The sequence below is a fragment of the Geomicrobium halophilum genome (assembly GCF_014207655.1).
GTDB classification, from domain to species: Bacteria; Bacillota; Bacilli; order Bacillales; family Marinococcaceae; genus Geomicrobium; species Geomicrobium halophilum.
Map to the genome: position 1 here is coordinate 1,533,184 of NZ_JACHHJ010000001.1, position 19,174 is coordinate 1,552,357.

A 19,174-nucleotide genomic window follows, 5' to 3' on the forward strand; every position below is an offset into this window, starting at 1 on the left:
TATTTAGAATCTCTTTTAGAATAACAATTGGAGTAAATTATAGAAAGGGGACAACCTAAAAATCCTGTTGAGTAAAAATAAAGTTGTTTCCGTTTAACGACCGAAAGGCATATTCTTACGTCCAAAATGAAGATGTTTAAATTTTATATTACAGACGATATTTATGATAAAAAAAGGTGTTTAAAGCTGTAAAAACTGCTCAACAATCGTTAGCAATAGGTAAGCCTTTGAAATTATCTCCAGCTTTTCCCCTGCTCCGCACAGGGCGTGTTAGTTTCCCTGAACCCTGCGGTCCATCTAACGAGATGTACTATGATGATAAGTTCCTCGTTACCTTCAAGTAAGGACACCATCGCCGAAATGCCTTTTGATTTCTAGATTAACGTTTTCAATTACTCCCATTCTGACGGCTACAACGGGAACTGTGCCAAAAAACTGTCCGCTGTAGTTTTGAAAAGAATGCCCAGAGTGTTAGCGACCTTAGCATTGTAAACAGAATAAAGGAAAACCATAATCCGTGATTCCCCCATGCCGGCACAGTAAGCCAAACAGAAATTACAAATATAAGCAAAGAAATAAGCAAAGAGTCTCGTACCGGACCTGCCTGTGTGGCTCCAGTGTAAAACCCATATAATTGAAGTCCTAAAAACCCTGTGATCGGAAATAAAGTCACCCACCACTCATAAGAAACAGCTGTTGAATATACTTCTTCAATATTCGTGAATAAAGAAATAAGCCAGGATCCACCCACGAACATCATTACAGTTAACAAAAAAGCAAGTGCAGCCGACCAAAAACAACCGAGGTAGATAGTACACCTAAACAGCTTTTTATCATTAGCTCCAACTGCCTTCCCTGCTAAAATACTGCTTGCATTGGCCAGGCCATCAAAAAAATAAGCCATAATAAAATGTAGTTGAAACAAAATGGCGTTTGCTGCAATGATGACTTCCCCCATCGAAGCTCCGGTCGATGTAAAGATCCCAAAAACAGCCAATAAACATGCGGTCCGGATAAATAAATCTTGATTTACTTTTACCATATGAATCATGGGTTGAAATGCCAAAATAGATTTGCTCTTAATTATGGAAGGATCTAATGTTATATATTTCATCATAAACAAAAGCCCAATGACAGTAGCAAGGACTTCAGCAATTAACGTCGCTAATCCTACACCTGCGATTCCCATTTGAACCGAATATACGAAATAAACATTTAATCCCATGTTAAGTAAATTGCATCCTAGCTGTAATAAGAGAACAACTCTTACTTTTGCTTTCCCGATCAACCAGCCCAAAATGACATAGTTGAGTAACGTAAATGGTGCCCCCCAAATGCGCACATCGAAATATTTGCTTCCCTGATCCATCACATTTGCAGAAGGCTGGATGACATACATCGCAAGATCCCAAATAGGCAACTGTAATACCAAGAATAGTAATCCAACACTTGTAGCTAGAAATGCTGCCCTTAAAAAATTCAGTAATACAGCACCTTCATCCCCAGCACCTACAGCTTGAGCTGTATATCCCGAAGTACTCACACGCAAAAAACCAAACAGCCAATATAACGTATTAAAAATCAGGGTGCCAACAGCCACTCCTCCTATATAAGCGGGGTCATCTAAAAAACCAACTACTGCTGTATCTACCGCACCAAGCAAAGGAGTAGAAATGGTCGCTAAAATCAGTGGAAGAGCCAAAAATAAATATTGTTTATGTGTAATTGTTCCTGCAGGAGCTTCCCCCAATTCTATCTCTCCTCTTTTACCTGTCTGTCGCTCATATGATTCCGTCACTATGGATATAACGTCCATCATCATATAGGGTGTTCCCGTTCATGCGTGGAAGATTGAACGCCTATTTCTAAATAACCTAGAGAAGCGATGATTACAGTGATTTTCTCTATCTCCGATACAGGCCCATCGTCAACGTTTGGGAAAACCCTATATTTCATCTGTGTTACAAAAAGAATTGGCTAACCATGTATTAATTCAAACTGTTCATTAAAATTAACGATTATTTCTGTAATCTATACTCTTAGAGTCAACTAAATTGGGGGCTAATGTTTTTGAACCTCAAACAACAATGAAATCAACTCACCATTCACTTCATCTGTTTACCTCACTCCTGTACATGCAATTCAGTAAAAAAGAGGGAGAAAATTCTTGTTCTTAACCCCCCTAATAGACTATTTTTGATGATACTCAATGATCAATCTTTCCTTTTTTTCTAAAAAGCATTTACTTCCCTTCTCGATTCTGGTTAAATGTCAATCAAATCGTAATTATTACGATTTAACTATAAAACACAAATCGTTATTTGTTAAGAGGTGAAAAGTATGAATGTATCTTTATCCAAAAATGATCAAAGAAATGAAATCCTAACGTTTTATAAATATGCCTATCATATTTTAAAAAGAGAAAAAGATTTATCCCCTGCCAATCCTCTCATTAATCATACATTATCAAATCTTGTGCATAAACTTTCTTCACCTATTCAACATGCACACATAATTCTCGAACACCCGCATATCCAAGAAATAAAAGACGATATGATAGAACAACTTGCAGCTGCTGAATGTGATATGGAAAAATACTTTGGGTCTTACTTTGTAGAAAATGCTTCTTCTTTGGATGATCTGTCTTCTTTTTTGTATTGGGAAAATTACAAGGAACTGACAACAACAGAAGTAAATAAGTTACATAACCTTACTTCTTCATGGAAAGAACTCAATCGTATCTGTTTTATAGGTTCAGGCGCTCTTCCATTAAGTCCCCTTTTAATGTCAAAAGAATTAAATGTCACGATCGATTGTTTAGACGTCGATAAGTCGGCTTACTCGATTGGAAAATCCCTGATACACCAACTTCATAAAGATGAACAATTATTCTATAAATATAAAGATGGGAAAAAATTTAATTATCAAGACACCGATCTAGTCGTTATTGCTAGTTTAGTACCGAACAAAGAGTTGATCATTGAACAAATTCGCCGCACTAATCCAAACACCATCATCGCATTGCGTTCATCCGAGGGGCTTCACACTTTGCTATATCACCCTATTAACATATCAATAATAGAACAATTAGGTTATCAATTAATAGGAAACACTTTTGCTAATTCATTTATCATTAATTCAACCTTATTTTTTGCACATAAAGGATATTGATCATTTGCCTATGCTTAATTCCGTGTAGGAAACGTACAGATAGTCAAACCGACGCACCTACACATGCTGGAAACACTGTGACATCGGCATTTATCAATAACATGGGTTCTACTTTTATTATGCACATCAAAAACCTTAATCAACCGGACATAATTATTTGAAGATAACGGATATTATGTACCTTCGCAATTATAGGATGAAAATAATGGCTATAAAAAAACCGAGAACCTCTAAGATTCCCGGTTGAATTTACCAATATGCATAACGAAAGAACCTCACGATGATGCTATTGTTTCACTTTGACCGTCAGTGGGGACTTAACAAGCCTTTCTCGACAGTTCTCGGATCGGGTACACTGTAATAATTTCCTACAGGACTAGAAATGCTGTGCCTTTTGAAAGCGACGAACCCCATCTAAGGTATCTTGCCAAAATAAACATCCGCACTGTATTCTGGCAAAACATTGATGAGCATCTGCTAAATGCGTTCAACCTCATCACCAGCCACCACTCAGGGTGAGCCTCGGCGAATGATTTTCCATCATACGTGGGAACACCCGTGGATACGTTACCGTTCACCCTTGACCGGAACGCTTTCATATTGATCCCTGGGCATGCATTTGTTGCATGACCAGGGTATTCGTTGTGCCCTTGCACATAAACGGTATCTACACCTAGATCAGATTGAAGGCTTGTACAACCTTCACCATTCCATCTTTCTGTGCTTCCGGCAGATTGCACTATCATTTATAGCACAAACGCCAACAAGTGGCGTATTATGGTTTCCGACATGATCGCCAACCGACTTTTTTAGGGATTTTATAAATGACAGGTCTTTTTAACCGATAAGCACCTTATCTTCAGGATAACTGATTTTACTGGGGCGTTGTTTATATGTGAGCGCATATGCAAGTGTCAACGGCCCTAATCGCCCAACGAACATGGTAATCATCATAATGACTTTACCGATAGGGGAAAGTTCCTCTGTTAGTCCCATGGACAGACCTGCGGTACTAAAGGCTGAGACTACATCAAATAATGTCGTGAGAAAGTGGACATCATAAATATCTTCGGTGATCGTTAACAACAGGGTCGCCCCAATGATCCAAGCTAAGGAGCTTACCACAACCGCTAGTGCCCGCATGACCGTTTCCAAGGCAATTTTCCGATGAAAGGCATGGACTTGATGGCCACTTCTGAACGTATTGACTGTGGCGAGCACAAGAATGGCAAATGTATTTGTTTTAATTCCCCCGCCAGTACCCCCTGTTGAAGCACCAATAAACATAAGCACGATAATGAAAAATTGTGAAGCGACAAACATACTACCAATATCAAATGTATTAAATCCTGCACTCCTAGCGGTCGCGCTTTGAAAATAAGCGGACCATAAACGTTCGGATAAGCTTAATCCTTCGGTTGCCGGATTAAAAAGTCCAACGATAAAAAGAAAAAGGAAGCCTCCGACCAAAAGTACAGCGGATGTGACCAAAACAAGTTTGGAATGCAAAGAAAGTTTCCGTAGTGATCGTTGCCGGTATAAGTCTACCAACACCATAAAACCAAGGCCACCCACAATAAAAAGCACGGACAAGCTAAGATTGACAACGGGATCCCCAATATAATCTTCCATACTGTTGTCAAAAAGGGTAAAACCCGCATTATTAAAGGCCATCACGGAATGAAAGAGAGCGGAGTAAGCGGCCTCAGCCCACCCTAATTCACTGCTCCAATGAATCGTAAGAATAATGGTTGTTATGGCTTCCAGAGATAATGCCAAAAGCAGAATGGTCATCGCTAATCGGATGATCCCCTGTGCTGAAAACGTATTGGTTGTAGGTTGAAGAAGCAAACGATATTTCATACCCATCACTTTTCCAACCAAAATCGCAACCGATACCCCAAAAATCATAAACCCAAGTCCGCCCAACTGAACGAGCACAATGATAATCGTTTGACCCAAACTTGAAAAGTCCCCGCCGGGTTCCAATACAGCAAGACCGGTGACACATACCGCTGAAACGGCCATGAATGAGGCGTCTAAAAAACCGACGCTTTCGCCATCAGCTGAAGCTTGCGGGAGAGCCAACAAAATCGTTCCTATTATAATCAAGATAATAAAACCGAGAATAATCCATTGAGGTGGACTGAATTGAATGGTTTTTTTATGCGAAATCATAAGTATGCACCTACTTCGGTCTGCTTTTCTCCCGATAATCTTTTTGAAGGCGACTGATATCCTTATGCTTTCCGATGATCGTAAGAATATCGCCGTGATGAATTTGATCTTCAATGTGAGGTGAAATATTAACCTCTTCATTTTTATCCTTGATCGCCATCACAATACACCCATACGTTTTGTTAATATTTAATTTCTGGAGAGTGCAGCCATCCATCGCTTTCGGCGCTCGGATTTCGGCCATATTATACTCAGAGGAAAGCTCCAAATAATCAATCAGGTTATTGGAACTTAGCAAATTTCCCAGTCGATCTCCCATATCCCGTTCAGGAAAAACAATATTGTCAGCACCGATTTTACTGAGCACTTTCCCATGGTGGTCATCTCTCGCTTTTGCCGTAATCTCGGCAACATTCAATTCTTTGAGCATCAATGTTGTTAAAATGCTTGCCTGTAAATCTTCGCCGATCCCGACAATCGCATGGGAAAATTTATGTAATCCTAATTGCTCTAATGCGTTCTCATCCGTCGAATCTATTTGCACGGCATGCGTAACTTCCGGAGCGATCTCTTGTACGATTTGTTCATCTTTATCAATGGCTAAAACATCATTTCCATTCTCACTCAGTGTCTTCGTTACACTCTGACCAAATCTTCCAAGGCCGATGACCACAAATTGATTTTTCATACCAATACCCCCAAGCGATAGCCACATTCTGTATAGAATTATATCTAAGTTTTATTCTTATTTTCTGCTGTTAAGTATAACTCAAATTTTAACCTCTAGGCTATAAGCTAACAAACAACGTTGAAATTCATTCGCATCCCTTCCAAAATCCTAAAAATAGCCAATCTGAAAAATTACCTTATGATGCGGATTGGTACCCATTTCCCTTTTGCTCAAATAACTCTTTGTGGCTGTACCATTGATGACCTTCACTCATACTTCCCTCCTCCCTCTTTTGGCATAAAAAAACGCCCTATACAAGGCGTAAAGTCTACAGATGTTAAAGAATCATTTTCATGTTGCCATTTTTCTTTTTATAATACCATCTTCCATTATTCGTATTCCTGTAAAACTCTACTCCTATGATTGAAAACTTATAGATATAGTTTTGCATAAAATGACCCCCATCTATTTTCCTGTTTCATTACTGTTGTATTACATATTTTACATTCACCAAGCCTTTGGAATCTAGTATATTTACGAAAATGTTTCATAACAAAATGAATACCACATATCTGTAGTCATAAAATCCTGATCTAGACCAAAAAATAACAAAAAGACTTTTTCCTCTTCGTTATTTATGAAAAATTTAGTAGCCTTGGGTATTGGCTCATTATTTACATTATCAATTTGTGGAGATGGCGAAGATAATGAAGACGATGTTGATGAAGTTGAGGCAGAAGATAATGACCCAAGTGTAAGGAGAAAGTGCGGATAAAGAAGATGACGACTACCCAGAGGATGATGAGGATGCTGATAGTGAAGACGGCGAGGATGTGGAGAATTTGACCGATGCCCAACCTAGTGATACTGAAACTACCGAGGGTTGAGATTTCATAATGGTGAGCCAGACTGAAGACGTAGGAACTTTTGGATCTGGGCCTATCGAGTTAGAGATTGAACAAGTGATTGACTTTAAATTCTTTCTAAACAATCACTCCCACCTTTAATCTTGTTTACATACGCTTAGTGATCAAACGAGTTTTACGTCCCTCATATGCAAACGAAGCACGGTGCTCGTCACCTCGAGCCCGTGCTTCGTTTTATTATACGAGTGCCTTTTCCTCTTCTTTACGGAAAAACCATTGTAATGCATGAAAGACGTGTTTTTTCTCCTTTAGCACGAAATGGCGAAATCTCGGATCGTCAATCGACTTAAATACATTCATTAACGTGGAGTGGCGGCTATACGCATTCACTTCACCGTAACCAAACATGTTCGCTTTTTCCATGATTTTTTTCAGCAATTGTAAACAATACTTATTATCAGATGTTAGATTATCACCATCGGAAAAATGAAAAGGATAAATATTGTAGATTCTCGGATCATAATATTTCTCAATCCGTTCTAACGCCAGCTCATAAGCGGACGAACAGATGGTACCCCCACTCTCCCCTTTTGAAAAAAATGATTCCTCATCAACTACTTTCGCTTCCGTGTGGTGCGCGATAAATTCAATATCCACCGATTCATATTTCGTCCTTAGAAACCGCGTCATCCAGAAGAAGAAGCTGCGAGCCATATATTTTTCCCACTTCCCCATGGAACCAGAGGTGTCGAGCATAGCAAGAATAATCGCTTTGGATTCAGGCTTGACTTTATCATTCCACGTCTTAAATCGTAAATCATCTTGATAAATCGGATTAATGCCCGGACGTCCTTCCATCGCATTGCGTTTAAGAGCCGTTAGAATCGTCCTTCTCTTGTCAACATTCCCCATTAAACCTTGTTTACGTACGTCGTTAAACTCAATATCTTCAACGACGAGATTGTCTTCTTCTTTCCGTTGCAAATTAGGAAGTTCTAAATGTTGGAATAACGCTTCTTCGAGATCTGCAATGGATACCTCCGCTTCATAGTAGTCTTCACCTGCTTTATCTCCTGGTTTACTTCCCTTTTGACCTTCTTGGCCTTTTTCTTTTCCAGAACGTGCGACAACATCACCGACTTCACTATCCCCATCCCCTTGCCCTACATGCTTATTTTTATCATCGCTATAGCGTATTTTATATTCATCTAACGATCGAATCGGGATGTGAACAACATCTTTCCCGTTTGACATGACAATACTTTCATCCGTCACAAGATCAGGTAAGTTCTTATGGATCGCATCCTTTACCTTCTCTTCATGGCGCCGTTGATCTTGATAGCCTTTTCTGTGGAGGGACCAATTTTCTTCTGAAATGACAAAGGATGGTTTCCGATCATTACTCAAAAATAAACCCTCCTTGCAGTTTTACATCCATTCACCACGTATCGGACACGTCGTGTACTTCCATCGTATGCAGCTAAGTCCAAGAATTGTCATTATAATTATATTTCCTTAGAGAAAATAAGATGGAGGTAAATCACATTAGATAATTGCTGCCTTTGCCATTGATTGGTTAACTTTTTTTTATAGAGCTGTCTCAATAAGAAGGGAAGCAGCTGGTTTCATCCCAAAATAATCCCGTATCACTTTGAAAGTGGTACGGGATCGCTTGTTTTGAGATGGAGATGTCTCAACAATATTTGTACCGATGAAAGCATTTTCGCCGAATTCCTTAGACGTAGGCCGAATAATCGTTTCGTTCGCTGAATTCTCGGGTGATTTCACCGAAAAACATTACATTGTGCCGAAATATTGAATCCTCCCGCCGAAAAGGGAAAAAACAATTGAATGCAGAAGCTGCCCCATGGGATAGCCCATCGATTGTTGAGATGGTTTTAACGTTTCCGCTATCAAAGTGAAGGTTGAAAATGCGAAAAATGAGATTCCCCACTTTATGGCAGGGAACAGGAAAGGAATAGGCCATTTATTTGCGCAGAAGATTCTTTTGCCTAGTTACTGCCATTTTTCTATCAAGTTTTCCCCCTGAGAGCTTAAAATGTCAAACGCTTCATCTGAGATCAAAGCATTGTCTTTTTGATGATTAAGGAGATCCTTAAAACCTTCCATGTGTTGAACGACTTTTTCTGCTTCTTCCTGATATTCATAATGACTAACAGCTGTTAAATGTCGGGTTAGGAAATAAGGAGCTTCATCAATTGCGAATTCTCCCTCTCCGGCAAGATCTTCAACGAGAACTTTTATCTCTGACGCACTTTCAGGCGATGCTTCCTCAGGTTCTGCGATTTGTACATCCATTTGCTGAGGAGGTATTGATCCTTGATATTCAAATTCATCATCGATCGTAACGGTTACTGTGCCACGGTTTTCTTCGATATTAGGGTCATCTTCTTCAACAATGACTTCAAAAGTGCGTTCTTCACCTGTTCCAAGTGTTCCTCGGCCGGTAAAGCTTGCCCAGCCTTCTTTAGCCTGGAGTTGACCGACTGCCTCCGCTTCTAACTCAATTTCTCTTTCCTCATCAGTAAAAAGGAAAAAACCAGTGGCTGACCTGTCATTAGCTGCTTGTTCAACAGAAATCGCTACCTCTTTATCAGAAAATCCGGGACCATCAATATCACGCAAAGTGCCAGCACCTTCAACGCTTACATCATGATCGACACTTATCGGCCGGCTTGGCATATTCCCTGTTCTTTGCAACACTTCGCCCGATTGAATGTTCGTTGTATCACCATCTTCCAGAGCAAACTCACCGTTGACAAGGACGTGCTCAATGCCGTCTGCATACTGTTTTGGATCTTCGAATTCAGCATTGTCTATAATTGTCTCTGGGTCAAATACGGTAATGTCAGCGACCATACCCTCAGCGATGAAACCACGGTCAGTCATTCCAATGATCGTGGCTGGCAATCCTGTCATTTTCTTAATGGCTTCTTCAAAAGAAAGCAAACCTTCTTCGCGTACATGCTGCCCAAGGGCTCGTGGTTGTGAACCATACCGCCGAGGGTGGATACTATCAGAGTATGTGGCTCCACCATCTGAAGCGATAGCAGTTGTTGGATGTTGTAAGATACGTTCATAATCATCTTCGTGTCCAAAGTGATAGATGGTGGTTAAACTTCCTTGCTCCTCTAATATTCTCATTGTCGCTTCACCTGGACTTACACCCTCCGATTCAGCGACATCGGCCAGCGTCTCTTGTTCACCAGGAAAATAAACATCCTCTGCCGTTTCCACCCTGCTTGTCATCACCTCTTCAATTTCTGCTTCAATTTGCGGGCGCAATTCAGAATCGGCAAAACGATCCAACATCGCATCGAAACCGCCATCCTGTACCCATTGCGGGATAAGCGCTGTTAATCCAGTTTGACTTGCCAGATAGGGGTAAACATCTGCTGCCGCATACGTGCCGCGGTCGATGGCATCCTCAATGAGACCGATGGTTTCTTCTGATGCGCCCCAGTTATCTGCCCCCATAACTTTCATGTGTGTGATGACGGGAACCAATCCTGCTTCTTCCCCAATTTCGATCGTTTCTTCTGTAGCTTCAACGACATCGTCCATTTCATCACGAATGTGATGGGGAAAATTAGTTCTCCATTGATCCGCTACCTTAACGACGTCGATCACTTCTTCTGTTTTTGCATAATTAGCGGGGGTATAAAACAGGCCTGCTGAGACGCCAAATGCCCCCTCTTCTAACCCTGTTTCAACCAATCCTTGCATTTCTTCAATTTCTTGATCCGTTGCACGCCGATCATCTTCACCGACAACCTCTTGCCAAACAGAGTTAAACCCAATGTATGTCCCGATATTAATCGCCAAACCATCACCTTCAAGTTCATATCGTTCTGTTACATCGACAGGACCGCCGCCATCCGGACTTAAAATTTCTGTTGTCACTCCTTGCGTTAAGGAGCTGGTCGCCGTTTGCAAAGCTTCAAGATGGGCATGGCTATGAATATCAATAAACCCTGGGGCGACGATTTTCCCCTCAACATCGACTTCATTCTGAGCCTCGACCTCATCTAAATCCCCAATATGATAAATGAAACCATCACGTATTCCCACGTCAGCTTCAAAACTAGATTGACCTGTACCATCCATAATCGTTCCATTTCTAATGATCGTGTCAAATTCATTTTCCTGAGCATCACTTTTATTGTTGTTTTCAATTCCTAATAGTGACCCGCCTATAAATAGCATCGCGCAAGAAACGAAAAATGACCGCTTTAACATATCATGCAATCCTCCCCTCAAAGTTTTCGGTTTTTTAATTCTTGCACTTATCTGTTGAAGGTCACCTCCTATTATTTTAAGAAAATCATTCATTTTATAATTTTCCCAATATTCAAACCTTATAATATGTACAATACCATAGAAATATTGATCATTCAAATAGTTTCAGTACAGAAAATACTTAGCTTTATATTCGAACCGTTCAAATCCCTTTTCTGTTTGTACAAAATCGATATAGGCGTCTTTCAACTAAAAATAACGTATTCTTATTCAATAAAATCCCAATGACAAAAACCTACGTAATAAATAACATTACCTAGGTTAGTGCCACTTAGCACTTAATCTTCCATAAAACTCAATCACGTTTGCCACTACGGCTAAGGTTACCTACTATCATTAATTAGAGAACCCATTTCGTAAGTCTTTCAGTTAATAATCGTAAATTCACTCAATGGCCAATAGCGGATATTCGCTTTCCCCACCACATCTTCATAAGGGATAAAACCGATCTGACGGCTATCTAGGCTATTATGCCGGTTATCACCTAGAACAAATAAATGATCCTCTGGCACGAATTGTTCTGCAGTCGGTGTCAATTCTTCGAGGGTAAAATCACCAGTAATTTCTCCATTATAATCGTCATCTAAGTAAGGTTCTGGAGTGGGCTCATCATTTATATAAAGAGTGTTATCTTCGTAACGAATTTCATCGCCTGGCAATCCGATCACTCGTTTAATATAGTCACTTTCCTCGGTTGCATGAAAAACGATGAGGTCATGACGATCGGGTTCAAAAATTTGATAGCTTATTTTATTTATAATAAGCCGTTCCCCACTTTCAATGGTCGGCATCATAGACTCACCATGAACCATATAGTTAGCAAAGAAAAACGTACGAACAATCAATACGATAATAATGACAATCGCAAATGTTTTTACCCAATCCCATATTTCCTTCGTAATCGCGTTCAAGTCTATTCCCCCGTTTCTATCCACTTATAAATGTATCACTCATCACATCCCGCGACAACGTAAATGTTCATCCATAAATACCTTATTCAAGTCGCAGAATATCAGGGGGACTATAGGTTTATTTACATATTTTTTGACTTTTCGCTTGCATTTTTCATCATTTTTGTAAAGAATGAAGATACACATGTAACTTTTCTTTCCTGTTTACGACTATATAGTATGGGGGAGGAAGAGACCTTACTATGAGGTGAATAAATATTGATACGCTGGCTGATCTTTATTATATTGTTAACGTTTGCGCCTGCAAGCGCTGACGCAATGATCACTCAACAAGATACAAATGATATGCCGCCTTCCGTTGAAATGGAACGGGATGGAGATGAACTTACACTGAGCTGGGGCCCGCACCCTAACACCGGCTATCAGATTTCGATTCTCGACAGTTACGAGGGAGAAGATGGATGGAATGTAGTCTACTCTCTTTCCTACCCTCCAGAAGGAAATCAAGAAGGAATTTTGCACACCGAGACACATCCACAAGCCAAGACAACCGTACCTAAAGAGGTTCAAGACATTCATTTATATGAAGAAAAAAATGGGCAAACCTATGAGCAGCTGCCAACTACAACCGTTCATGATCGTTATACATGGACATTAGACTTTGATCAAGATTTATCTGAAGATATGGTGAGCAATGATTTAATTTATTTAACCGATAAAAACAATGAAAAACTTGAAAATGTGATCCTGATATCCTCTCCTTCACAAATCAAAATATTGCCTCCAACTGAGGACTATGAACCAGGGGAAGTTTATCATCTTTACATTGACCCTATGCTGGAAAATACAGATGGTGACTCACTGGAACAAGGCTATAAACAGACCTTTTACATCGATGATGATGGGTATAGCAATCAAGACTGGCAGCCGCCAAATCCAATTGAAAACCACACCTTCACATTTGATGCTGAGGCTGAAGACGAAGACGAGCGTAATTCTATGGACAGTGAACGGATTTACAGCATCTTTCCGATCGAAAATGAGGATGGTAATGTTTACGTAATCCGTCACACAGACCCAGAGAATGAGGAGGAGGTTGCCATCCCCCCAGTGACGGCCCCTTCGTCCTTCTTCCCTCTTCATCCTTTACTTCCATACCCTCATCAATATGCTATCAACGAAATGAGCTAACCATAGTTCTGTGACGATTTTATATCTTCTTCCCTGTTAAAAAATCGAGTGAAGAGCATTGCTCTTTCACTCGATTTTTTCCCATGCCAAAAAGATTATCGATTTAATAAACTCCCTACATATTTTAGTAATTCATTGGCGGAATGCGTGTTGTATCCATGTTCATCTACAAGGCGCGCGATCACTTCATTGATTTTCTTTAATTGATTTTCATCTGGTGTTTTTACAGAGGTTGTAATTTTTACAACGTCTTTCAAATCCGCGAATAGTTTCTTTTGAATGGCTTCTCTTAAGCGTTCATGGGAATTGTAATCAAATTTGTATCCCTTACGTGCATACGCCGAAATACGGATGAGTATTTCTTCACGAAATGCTTTCTTTGCATTCTCAGAAATCCCGATTTGCTCTTCTATCGAACGCATTAATTTTTCATCCGCATTTAATTCGTCACCTGTAATGGGATCATGAATTTTATGATTATTGCAATACGCTTCTACGTTATCCAAATAATTATTGACGAGTGTTTTTGCCGATTCTTCGTAGGAATAAACGAATGCTTTTTGTACTTCTTTTTTAGCAATTTCGTCATATTCCCGGCGAGCTACGGAAATGAAGTCTTTATACCGCTCGCGATCTTCCTTAGAGATGGAGGCATGTTGATCCAGCCCCTCTTTTAGTGACCGCAGAACATCAAGAGCATTAATAGAATATGCATCCTTACGGATAATCGCAGAAGAAATTCGGTTGATCACATATCGGGGATCAATGCCGGTCATGCCTTCATCCTGATGTTCATTTTTCAAGTCTTTCACATCTTGTTCTTTAAAACCTTCCACGATTTCGCCGTCGTAAAGGCGGAGCTTTTTCGTTAAATCAATCCCTTGATTATGCGATTCCTTTAGCCTCGTAAGCACGGTAAAGATCGCCGCTGTCCGAAGAGCATGAGGTGCAATATGCACGTGTGACATGTCGCTATCCTCAATCATTTTTTCGTAGATCCGTTCTTCTTCTGTTACTTTTAGGTTATAGGGTACATTCATGACGATGATTCTCGAATGCAAGGCTTCATTTTTCTTATTGTTAATAAACGAACGATATTCAGATTCGTTCGTATGGGCCACGATCATTTCATCCGCACTAATTAACGCAAACCGTCCAGCTTTAAAATTCCCTTCTTGTGTGAGAGATAATAAATGCCAGAGAAATTTCTCGTCACACTTGAGCATTTCCTGGAATTCCATCAGTCCGCGATTGGCTTTGTTAAGTTCCCCGTCGAATCGATAGGCTCGTGGATCAGATTCTGAACCATATTCAGCAATCGTAGAAAAATCAATGCTTCCAGTAAGATCAGCAATGTCCTGCGATTTCGGGTCGGAAGGGCTAAATGTACCGATCCCTGTACGGCGGTCTTCCGAGAAAAAGATACGCTCAACCAACACGTCTTCAACACGCCCACCATACTCCTCTTCCAAGCGCATCTGATTAAGCGGTGATAGTGTCCCTTCCACCTTAATTCCATACTCTTCATAAAATTCATCCCGTAAATGATAAGGGATCAAATGGAGCGGATCTTCCTGCATTGGACAGTCTTTAATCGCATATACAGCCCCTTCGTCCGTAAGGGAGTATTCCTCCAGTCCCCGCTTCAACAAATTAACGATGGTTGATTTACCACCGCTGACAGGCCCCATAAGCAAAAGAATCCTTTTTCTTACATCCAGCCTTCTTGCTGCTGAGTGAAAATATTCTTCTACAAGTCGCTCAATGGACTCTTCAAGACCGTAAATATGGTCACTGAAAAACGGATATTTTTTTACATCACTATCTTTATGTTGTTCAATCCCTCGATCTCTGATCATATTATAAACACGGGAATGTGCAGATTGAGCAATCTCCGGCCGTTCCTTTAACAGCTCTAAATACTCTTCAAAGGTTCCTACCCACTTTAACTGTTCTTGCTCTTCACGGTGCTGTTTCACTTTTCGTAATATGTCCACCGAATGGCCTCCCTTTTAATTAAACTTTCCAAGTTCCAGATTGCTTCGCTTTCGCTGCTAAACGGTGAATGAAAAAGAAGCCTGAGGACCCTCGGGCTTGATGATTAATTTGTAAGTATTTGCATTCTATGCAGCAAAACAACTTGTGATAACCATTCAGGAAAAACTGCCGTTTTTTTTGTCCAATAAGTTTGATAAGTCTTCCGTTAACTGCTCCTATGGCTATTGGCTTCTGGTTACCTTATGGCCTGGAAAGCTTGATTGTATGGAGGGATTGTAGGGGTTCTTTGTAAAAAAGATGCCCCCGTGCGATTGGGGGCATCTGCATTCATTTTTAAATATCGTCCTTATGTGTGAAAAACAACTTGAAACGAACGCAATTCATTCTCCGTTGAAGGTTGTTGTTCTTTTGAAGATTTTCCGCCGTGTGCCTTTTTGAAGGAATCACTTTCCAACCAGTTTTCGTAGTCTCCCCTGCTCTCCCATTTTGTGTACACCACAAGCTTGTCTTCTTCTTTTTCACTTTCCAAAAAGAGAAATTCAAGGCAACCAGGAACTTCTTTCATTCGGTCTTTGCTTTTTTCAAATCGGCTTTTTAGATCATCTTTATTTTCTGCAGATACCTTTAATTCGTTCATCACCACATACATCGGAACGATGCCTCCTTTTTTCTGGATTCGTATACATGATCCAGTATAGCTTTATAAGACAACGATTGACAATGGACAGGTATTGTCAATAGGTCAACGTTTCAGCTATAATGAATATAATCACAGCGTTTGTAGAACTATTATACATAAAGGGAGGAAGCCCGAGGTTATGAGCCTACTTCTTGTACTTGGTGTCTGCTTAGCCTTTCTTGTTTCGATCTGGACAGCTGGACACAATTCAAAACCCCATAAACAGTAGTCATTCAACGCCTTTCTGCGATAAGCGGAAGGGTATTTTTATGCTAAAAAAGTTGCGGAAATGACTGCTGACGTAAGGCCTCGTAGAGGACGATTGCTGCCGAATTGGAAAGGTTAAGTGAACGAACTTGCGTATTCTGCGGTAAACGGATGCAACGGTCGGGGTACATCTCTGTAATCCACGTGGGCAAGCCCTTCGTTTCTTTTCCAAACACAAAAAAATACTCATGCTCAAGGTCACTATAATCCCAAGATGTGTAAGGCACACTCCCCGTCGTTTCCACAAAGTAAAGGTTCTCCTCAGCTTTATCAGCCAAAAAATCTTCCAAGGAATCGTGATACGCAATATTTACATGGGGCCAATAATCACATCCGGCCCGTTTCAACATCCGATCTTCCGTTGAAAAACCCAACGGGTGAATTAAATGAAGCGATGCCCCTGTTCCCGCGCAAGAACGGGCAATATTCCCTGTATTCGCAGGGATCTCTGGTTCATGCAAAACGATATGTAACGACATCCCATATAGCCACCTTTACCTATGATCACGGAGTAATTATAACATATTGGGTTCTTTTTAGCTCTTTGCCCGACATCCGAGTCAATTACTGCACATTTTACTCCTATTTCCACATTCCACTTCTAGCATGATTGATATAACCAGACTACTATTGGAGCGAGCCCTGTACATGTGGCACAAGCCGTCTCGTTCGCAGCTGCTGACTTCAACGATTGGAACACGGTACTCTATACGTCCCCCCATACTCACGCTTCCACTAAAGTTTACGGCGTTCTGATGACAAACGATTAATACGAGCGATTTATGGGGCCGCCAACATCTATCTTGACTATTTTCTTAACATCCCTGCTTCCAAGCTACCTACCGGTGATTTCAGATCGGCAAGAGCATTCATTAAACATCGGTGAATTTTTACAGCTATTGGATAAGCAGCAACAAAGCGAAATTCATTATGGAGACAACAAAACTAAATTATTCAACACATTAGGGCAAGCCTAGGTACGGAAAGGCGCCAACTTCCACTCCTACCAAATGGACGAAGTGATCATTGGGCCGAAGAAAACGATTCATTTGCGGGACAAGCAAGAGAAACGAAGATCATCACCCTATCCCGTTACCTCGCTGACTATTCTCCAATTCCTCAACAAATACCGCATATTTGCGACATTGCTTGGCGGTTACATTTAGGTGAAAAGTTATTTGGAGGAGCAGATTAATAAAGGGTCAATATCAGCTCGACCCAGTGGGGACATGACCCTCTATTTGACTCATTTACTTCTTCCCAATGTTGTAGCAGCTCACGTAAACGTATCATTAATATGGAAAAATTTATAAGTGATATTAGGTGTCCAAGCTGATGAATCTTCATAACTCCAATAGCGATTACGGCTGTTTTCGGTTTGGGCATTAACGAGAGGCTCTTGATTGCCATCTTTCATGACCACAATAGTATTATGATCCCAGTGACCATCGCCTTCAAAATCGTAACAAATAATATCACCTGGTTGGAGATCTTTGGCCCGTTCTACTTCTTTCGCGGTCAACCCTTTTGTCGCGCCACTTAAATACCAGCGCATTGAATGGGCTACTGCCCAACTATAACTCCAGTTATCGCCGGTGTACCACCAACCTTTCCCACGATCAGGCTCTCCGTGCATAGGTGCTCCTCCGGCTGCTAAACATTGTGAAATAAAGTTTGTGCAATTATCCGTAAAATGATGATATTGGGGGTTGTAGTCATCCCACCAACGTTCCGCATATTTGACTGCCTCCAGCCGGTTATATGAACGACGTTTCTGCCCAGAGCGCTGTAGCAAAGGCGCAGATCCTTCGCGTGCATACTGATCGATATGGGCAGCCTTCGGCAAGCTGATTCGTTCATCATGAACCATTTCATCACCTGTGAAAACAGCTTTTCGGCGTTCCCGGCACTCTTCCATGTAATACCTTTCGTTTGTATGCATAAAGCGGGCATAATCATAAAAATAATCAACATATCTACGCCCCTCGATAGAAAGCATTCGATAGGGTGTTATCTGCCCGCTAACCTTTAAAACGCGACTCTCCCGATCTTTCATGTGCTGTTGCTCCCGCTGTAAACACTTGCGTTGCGCTTTAGGAATGGTCTTGATTTCTGTTCCGTCTAAATAAGATTGATTTAATTGTGTGAGATGCCTCTCAAATAACAACTCCGTTTCCTTATCCATCATACTCTCCCCTTTATCTGGATTAGACGAGAAGACTCCCCTCCGAGATTGAACAGGCGGGAGTTGAATCTCCGTACGCAATAAAGATCAATCCATGCTAAGCTCTAACCACCGGGACGACAGGATATCGTTTTTAGAAATCCACGTAACATTCAAAACAGGACTGTTACTACGATATGTAACAACAATAGGTAAACATCACTATAAAAAAAAGATAGGTGTTGACACCCATCTTAAGCTCCTTCCAATTCCAGTAACATTTTCTTTTTATCCAACCCCCCGCCGTAACCGACCATGGATCCATTACTGCCAATAACCCGGTGACAGGGAATAATAATAGGCAGGGGATTTTGGTTGTTTGCAGAACCAACCGCACGAACAGCTTTCGGTGCATGGATAGCGGTTGCCACTTGTTTGTAGGATTGGGTTTCCCCATATGGAATTCTTTTCAAAACCCCCCACACGTTTTTCTGAAAAGGGGTTCCATACAAATCAACAGGGAAGCTGAATGTTCTTCGATCTCCTTGAAAATATTCCTGCAACTCTTCTTTTATTCGGGCAAAATACTCATCTTCACGATCGATCTCCCGACCTATGTTTCTTTTGACCATCCATGCCTGTATTTTCACGGCGTTCTGCTCATAGCCCCCAAACAACAGCTGACATAAACCATTTTCAGTCGCGGCAAGGGTAATCTTGCCACATGGACTATCCATTTCAGTCACTTTCACTTCAATA

General features: G+C 40.8%; 13 protein-coding genes. 2 read left to right on the forward strand and 11 right to left on the reverse strand.

All coding sequences use genetic code 11. The features are described from left to right. Positions 1-388: 388 nt before the first annotated feature. A complete protein-coding gene (locus tag HNR44_RS07530; RefSeq protein ID WP_246407031.1) occupies positions 389-1,750 on the reverse strand; it encodes an MATE family efflux transporter in 1,362 nt (453 codons plus the stop codon). A gap of 590 nt (positions 1,751-2,340) precedes the next feature. Here HNR44_RS07530 and HNR44_RS07535 point away from each other — a divergent pair. Further along, on the forward strand, positions 2,341-3,171 hold the full coding sequence (locus tag HNR44_RS07535; RefSeq protein ID WP_184403439.1) for a nicotianamine synthase family protein: 831 nt from the start codon (positions 2,341-2,343) through the stop codon (positions 3,169-3,171). Between the two features lie 837 nt (positions 3,172-4,008). Here HNR44_RS07535 and HNR44_RS07540 read toward each other — a convergent pair. The 5 genes from HNR44_RS07540 to lepB all read right to left on the reverse strand — a co-directional run bounded on the left by HNR44_RS07540 (position 4,009) and on the right by lepB (position 12,116). Continuing rightward, a complete protein-coding gene (locus HNR44_RS07540; protein WP_184403440.1) occupies positions 4,009-5,349 on the reverse strand; it encodes a TrkH family potassium uptake protein in 1,341 nt (446 codons plus the stop codon). Between the two features lie 10 nt (positions 5,350-5,359). Then, on the reverse strand, positions 5,360-6,037 hold the full coding sequence (locus HNR44_RS07545) for a potassium channel family protein (RefSeq protein ID WP_184403441.1): 678 nt from the start codon (positions 6,035-6,037) through the stop codon (positions 5,360-5,362). A 1,085-nt stretch (positions 6,038-7,122) separates the two neighbouring features. Then, positions 7,123-8,292, reverse strand: coding sequence for a sporulation protein YhbH (yhbH, locus tag HNR44_RS07550; protein WP_184403442.1), 1,170 nt, complete (start codon positions 8,290-8,292; stop codon positions 7,123-7,125). A gap of 609 nt (positions 8,293-8,901) precedes the next feature. After that, complete coding sequence (locus HNR44_RS07555) at positions 8,902-11,145, reverse strand: N-acyl-D-amino-acid deacylase family protein (protein WP_184403443.1); 2,244 nt, start codon at positions 11,143-11,145, stop codon at positions 8,902-8,904. A 425-nt stretch (positions 11,146-11,570) separates the two neighbouring features. Continuing rightward, positions 11,571-12,116: a signal peptidase I gene (lepB, locus tag HNR44_RS07560; RefSeq protein ID WP_184403444.1), complete on the reverse strand. Its 546-nt coding sequence runs from the start codon at positions 12,114-12,116 to the stop codon at positions 11,571-11,573. A gap of 258 nt (positions 12,117-12,374) precedes the next feature. On the opposite strand from lepB, the gene HNR44_RS07565 reads away from it, so the two are divergent. Then, positions 12,375-13,307 (forward strand): hypothetical protein, encoded by a 933-nt coding sequence (locus HNR44_RS07565; RefSeq protein WP_184403445.1) that lies wholly within the window; start codon positions 12,375-12,377, stop codon positions 13,305-13,307. A gap of 95 nt (positions 13,308-13,402) precedes the next feature. On the opposite strand, the gene HNR44_RS07570 is transcribed toward HNR44_RS07565, so the two are convergent. The 5 genes from HNR44_RS07570 to HNR44_RS07590 form a co-directional block, all read right to left on the reverse strand. Then, positions 13,403-15,304 (reverse strand): PrkA family serine protein kinase, encoded by a 1,902-nt coding sequence (locus HNR44_RS07570; RefSeq protein WP_184403446.1) that lies wholly within the window; start codon positions 15,302-15,304, stop codon positions 13,403-13,405. Positions 15,305-15,651: 347 nt separating this feature from the next. Continuing rightward, a complete protein-coding gene (locus HNR44_RS07575) occupies positions 15,652-15,954 on the reverse strand; it encodes an antibiotic biosynthesis monooxygenase family protein (protein WP_184403447.1) in 303 nt (100 codons plus the stop codon). A gap of 302 nt (positions 15,955-16,256) precedes the next feature. Continuing rightward, a complete protein-coding gene (gene trmL, locus HNR44_RS07580; protein ID WP_184403448.1) occupies positions 16,257-16,730 on the reverse strand; it encodes a tRNA (uridine(34)/cytosine(34)/5-carboxymethylaminomethyluridine(34)-2'-O)-methyltransferase TrmL in 474 nt (157 codons plus the stop codon). A 797-nt stretch (positions 16,731-17,527) separates the two neighbouring features. Further along, entirely contained in the window at positions 17,528-18,439 is a 912-nt protein-coding gene (locus HNR44_RS07585) for an amidase domain-containing protein (protein WP_246407034.1), read from the reverse strand. 230 nt (positions 18,440-18,669) lie between these two features. Continuing rightward, positions 18,670-19,167: a methylated-DNA--[protein]-cysteine S-methyltransferase gene (locus tag HNR44_RS07590; protein WP_343069406.1), complete on the reverse strand. Its 498-nt coding sequence runs from the start codon at positions 19,165-19,167 to the stop codon at positions 18,670-18,672. Between the last annotated feature and the right edge of the window lie 7 nt (positions 19,168-19,174).

Bases quoted from the DNA above. Each gene is read 5' to 3' on its own strand.
- HNR44_RS07545 (WP_184403441.1), bottom strand. From the start codon at position 6,037: ATGAAAAATCAATTTGTGGTCATCGGCCTTGGAAGATTTGGTCAGAGT.
- HNR44_RS07555 (WP_184403443.1), bottom strand. From the start codon at position 11,145: ATGTTAAAGCGGTCATTTTTCGTTTCTTGCGCGATGCTATTTATAGGC.
- HNR44_RS07535 (WP_184403439.1), top strand. From the start codon at position 2,341: ATGAATGTATCTTTATCCAAAAATGATCAAAGAAATGAAATCCTAACG.
- HNR44_RS07585 (WP_246407034.1), bottom strand. From the start codon at position 18,439: ATGATGGATAAGGAAACGGAGTTGTTATTTGAGAGGCATCTCACACAA.
- HNR44_RS07540 (WP_184403440.1), bottom strand. From the start codon at position 5,349: ATGATTTCGCATAAAAAAACCATTCAATTCAGTCCACCTCAATGGATT.
- HNR44_RS07575 (WP_184403447.1), bottom strand. From the start codon at position 15,954: ATGTATGTGGTGATGAACGAATTAAAGGTATCTGCAGAAAATAAAGAT.
- trmL (WP_184403448.1), bottom strand. From the start codon at position 16,730: ATGTCGTTACATATCGTTTTGCATGAACCAGAGATCCCTGCGAATACA.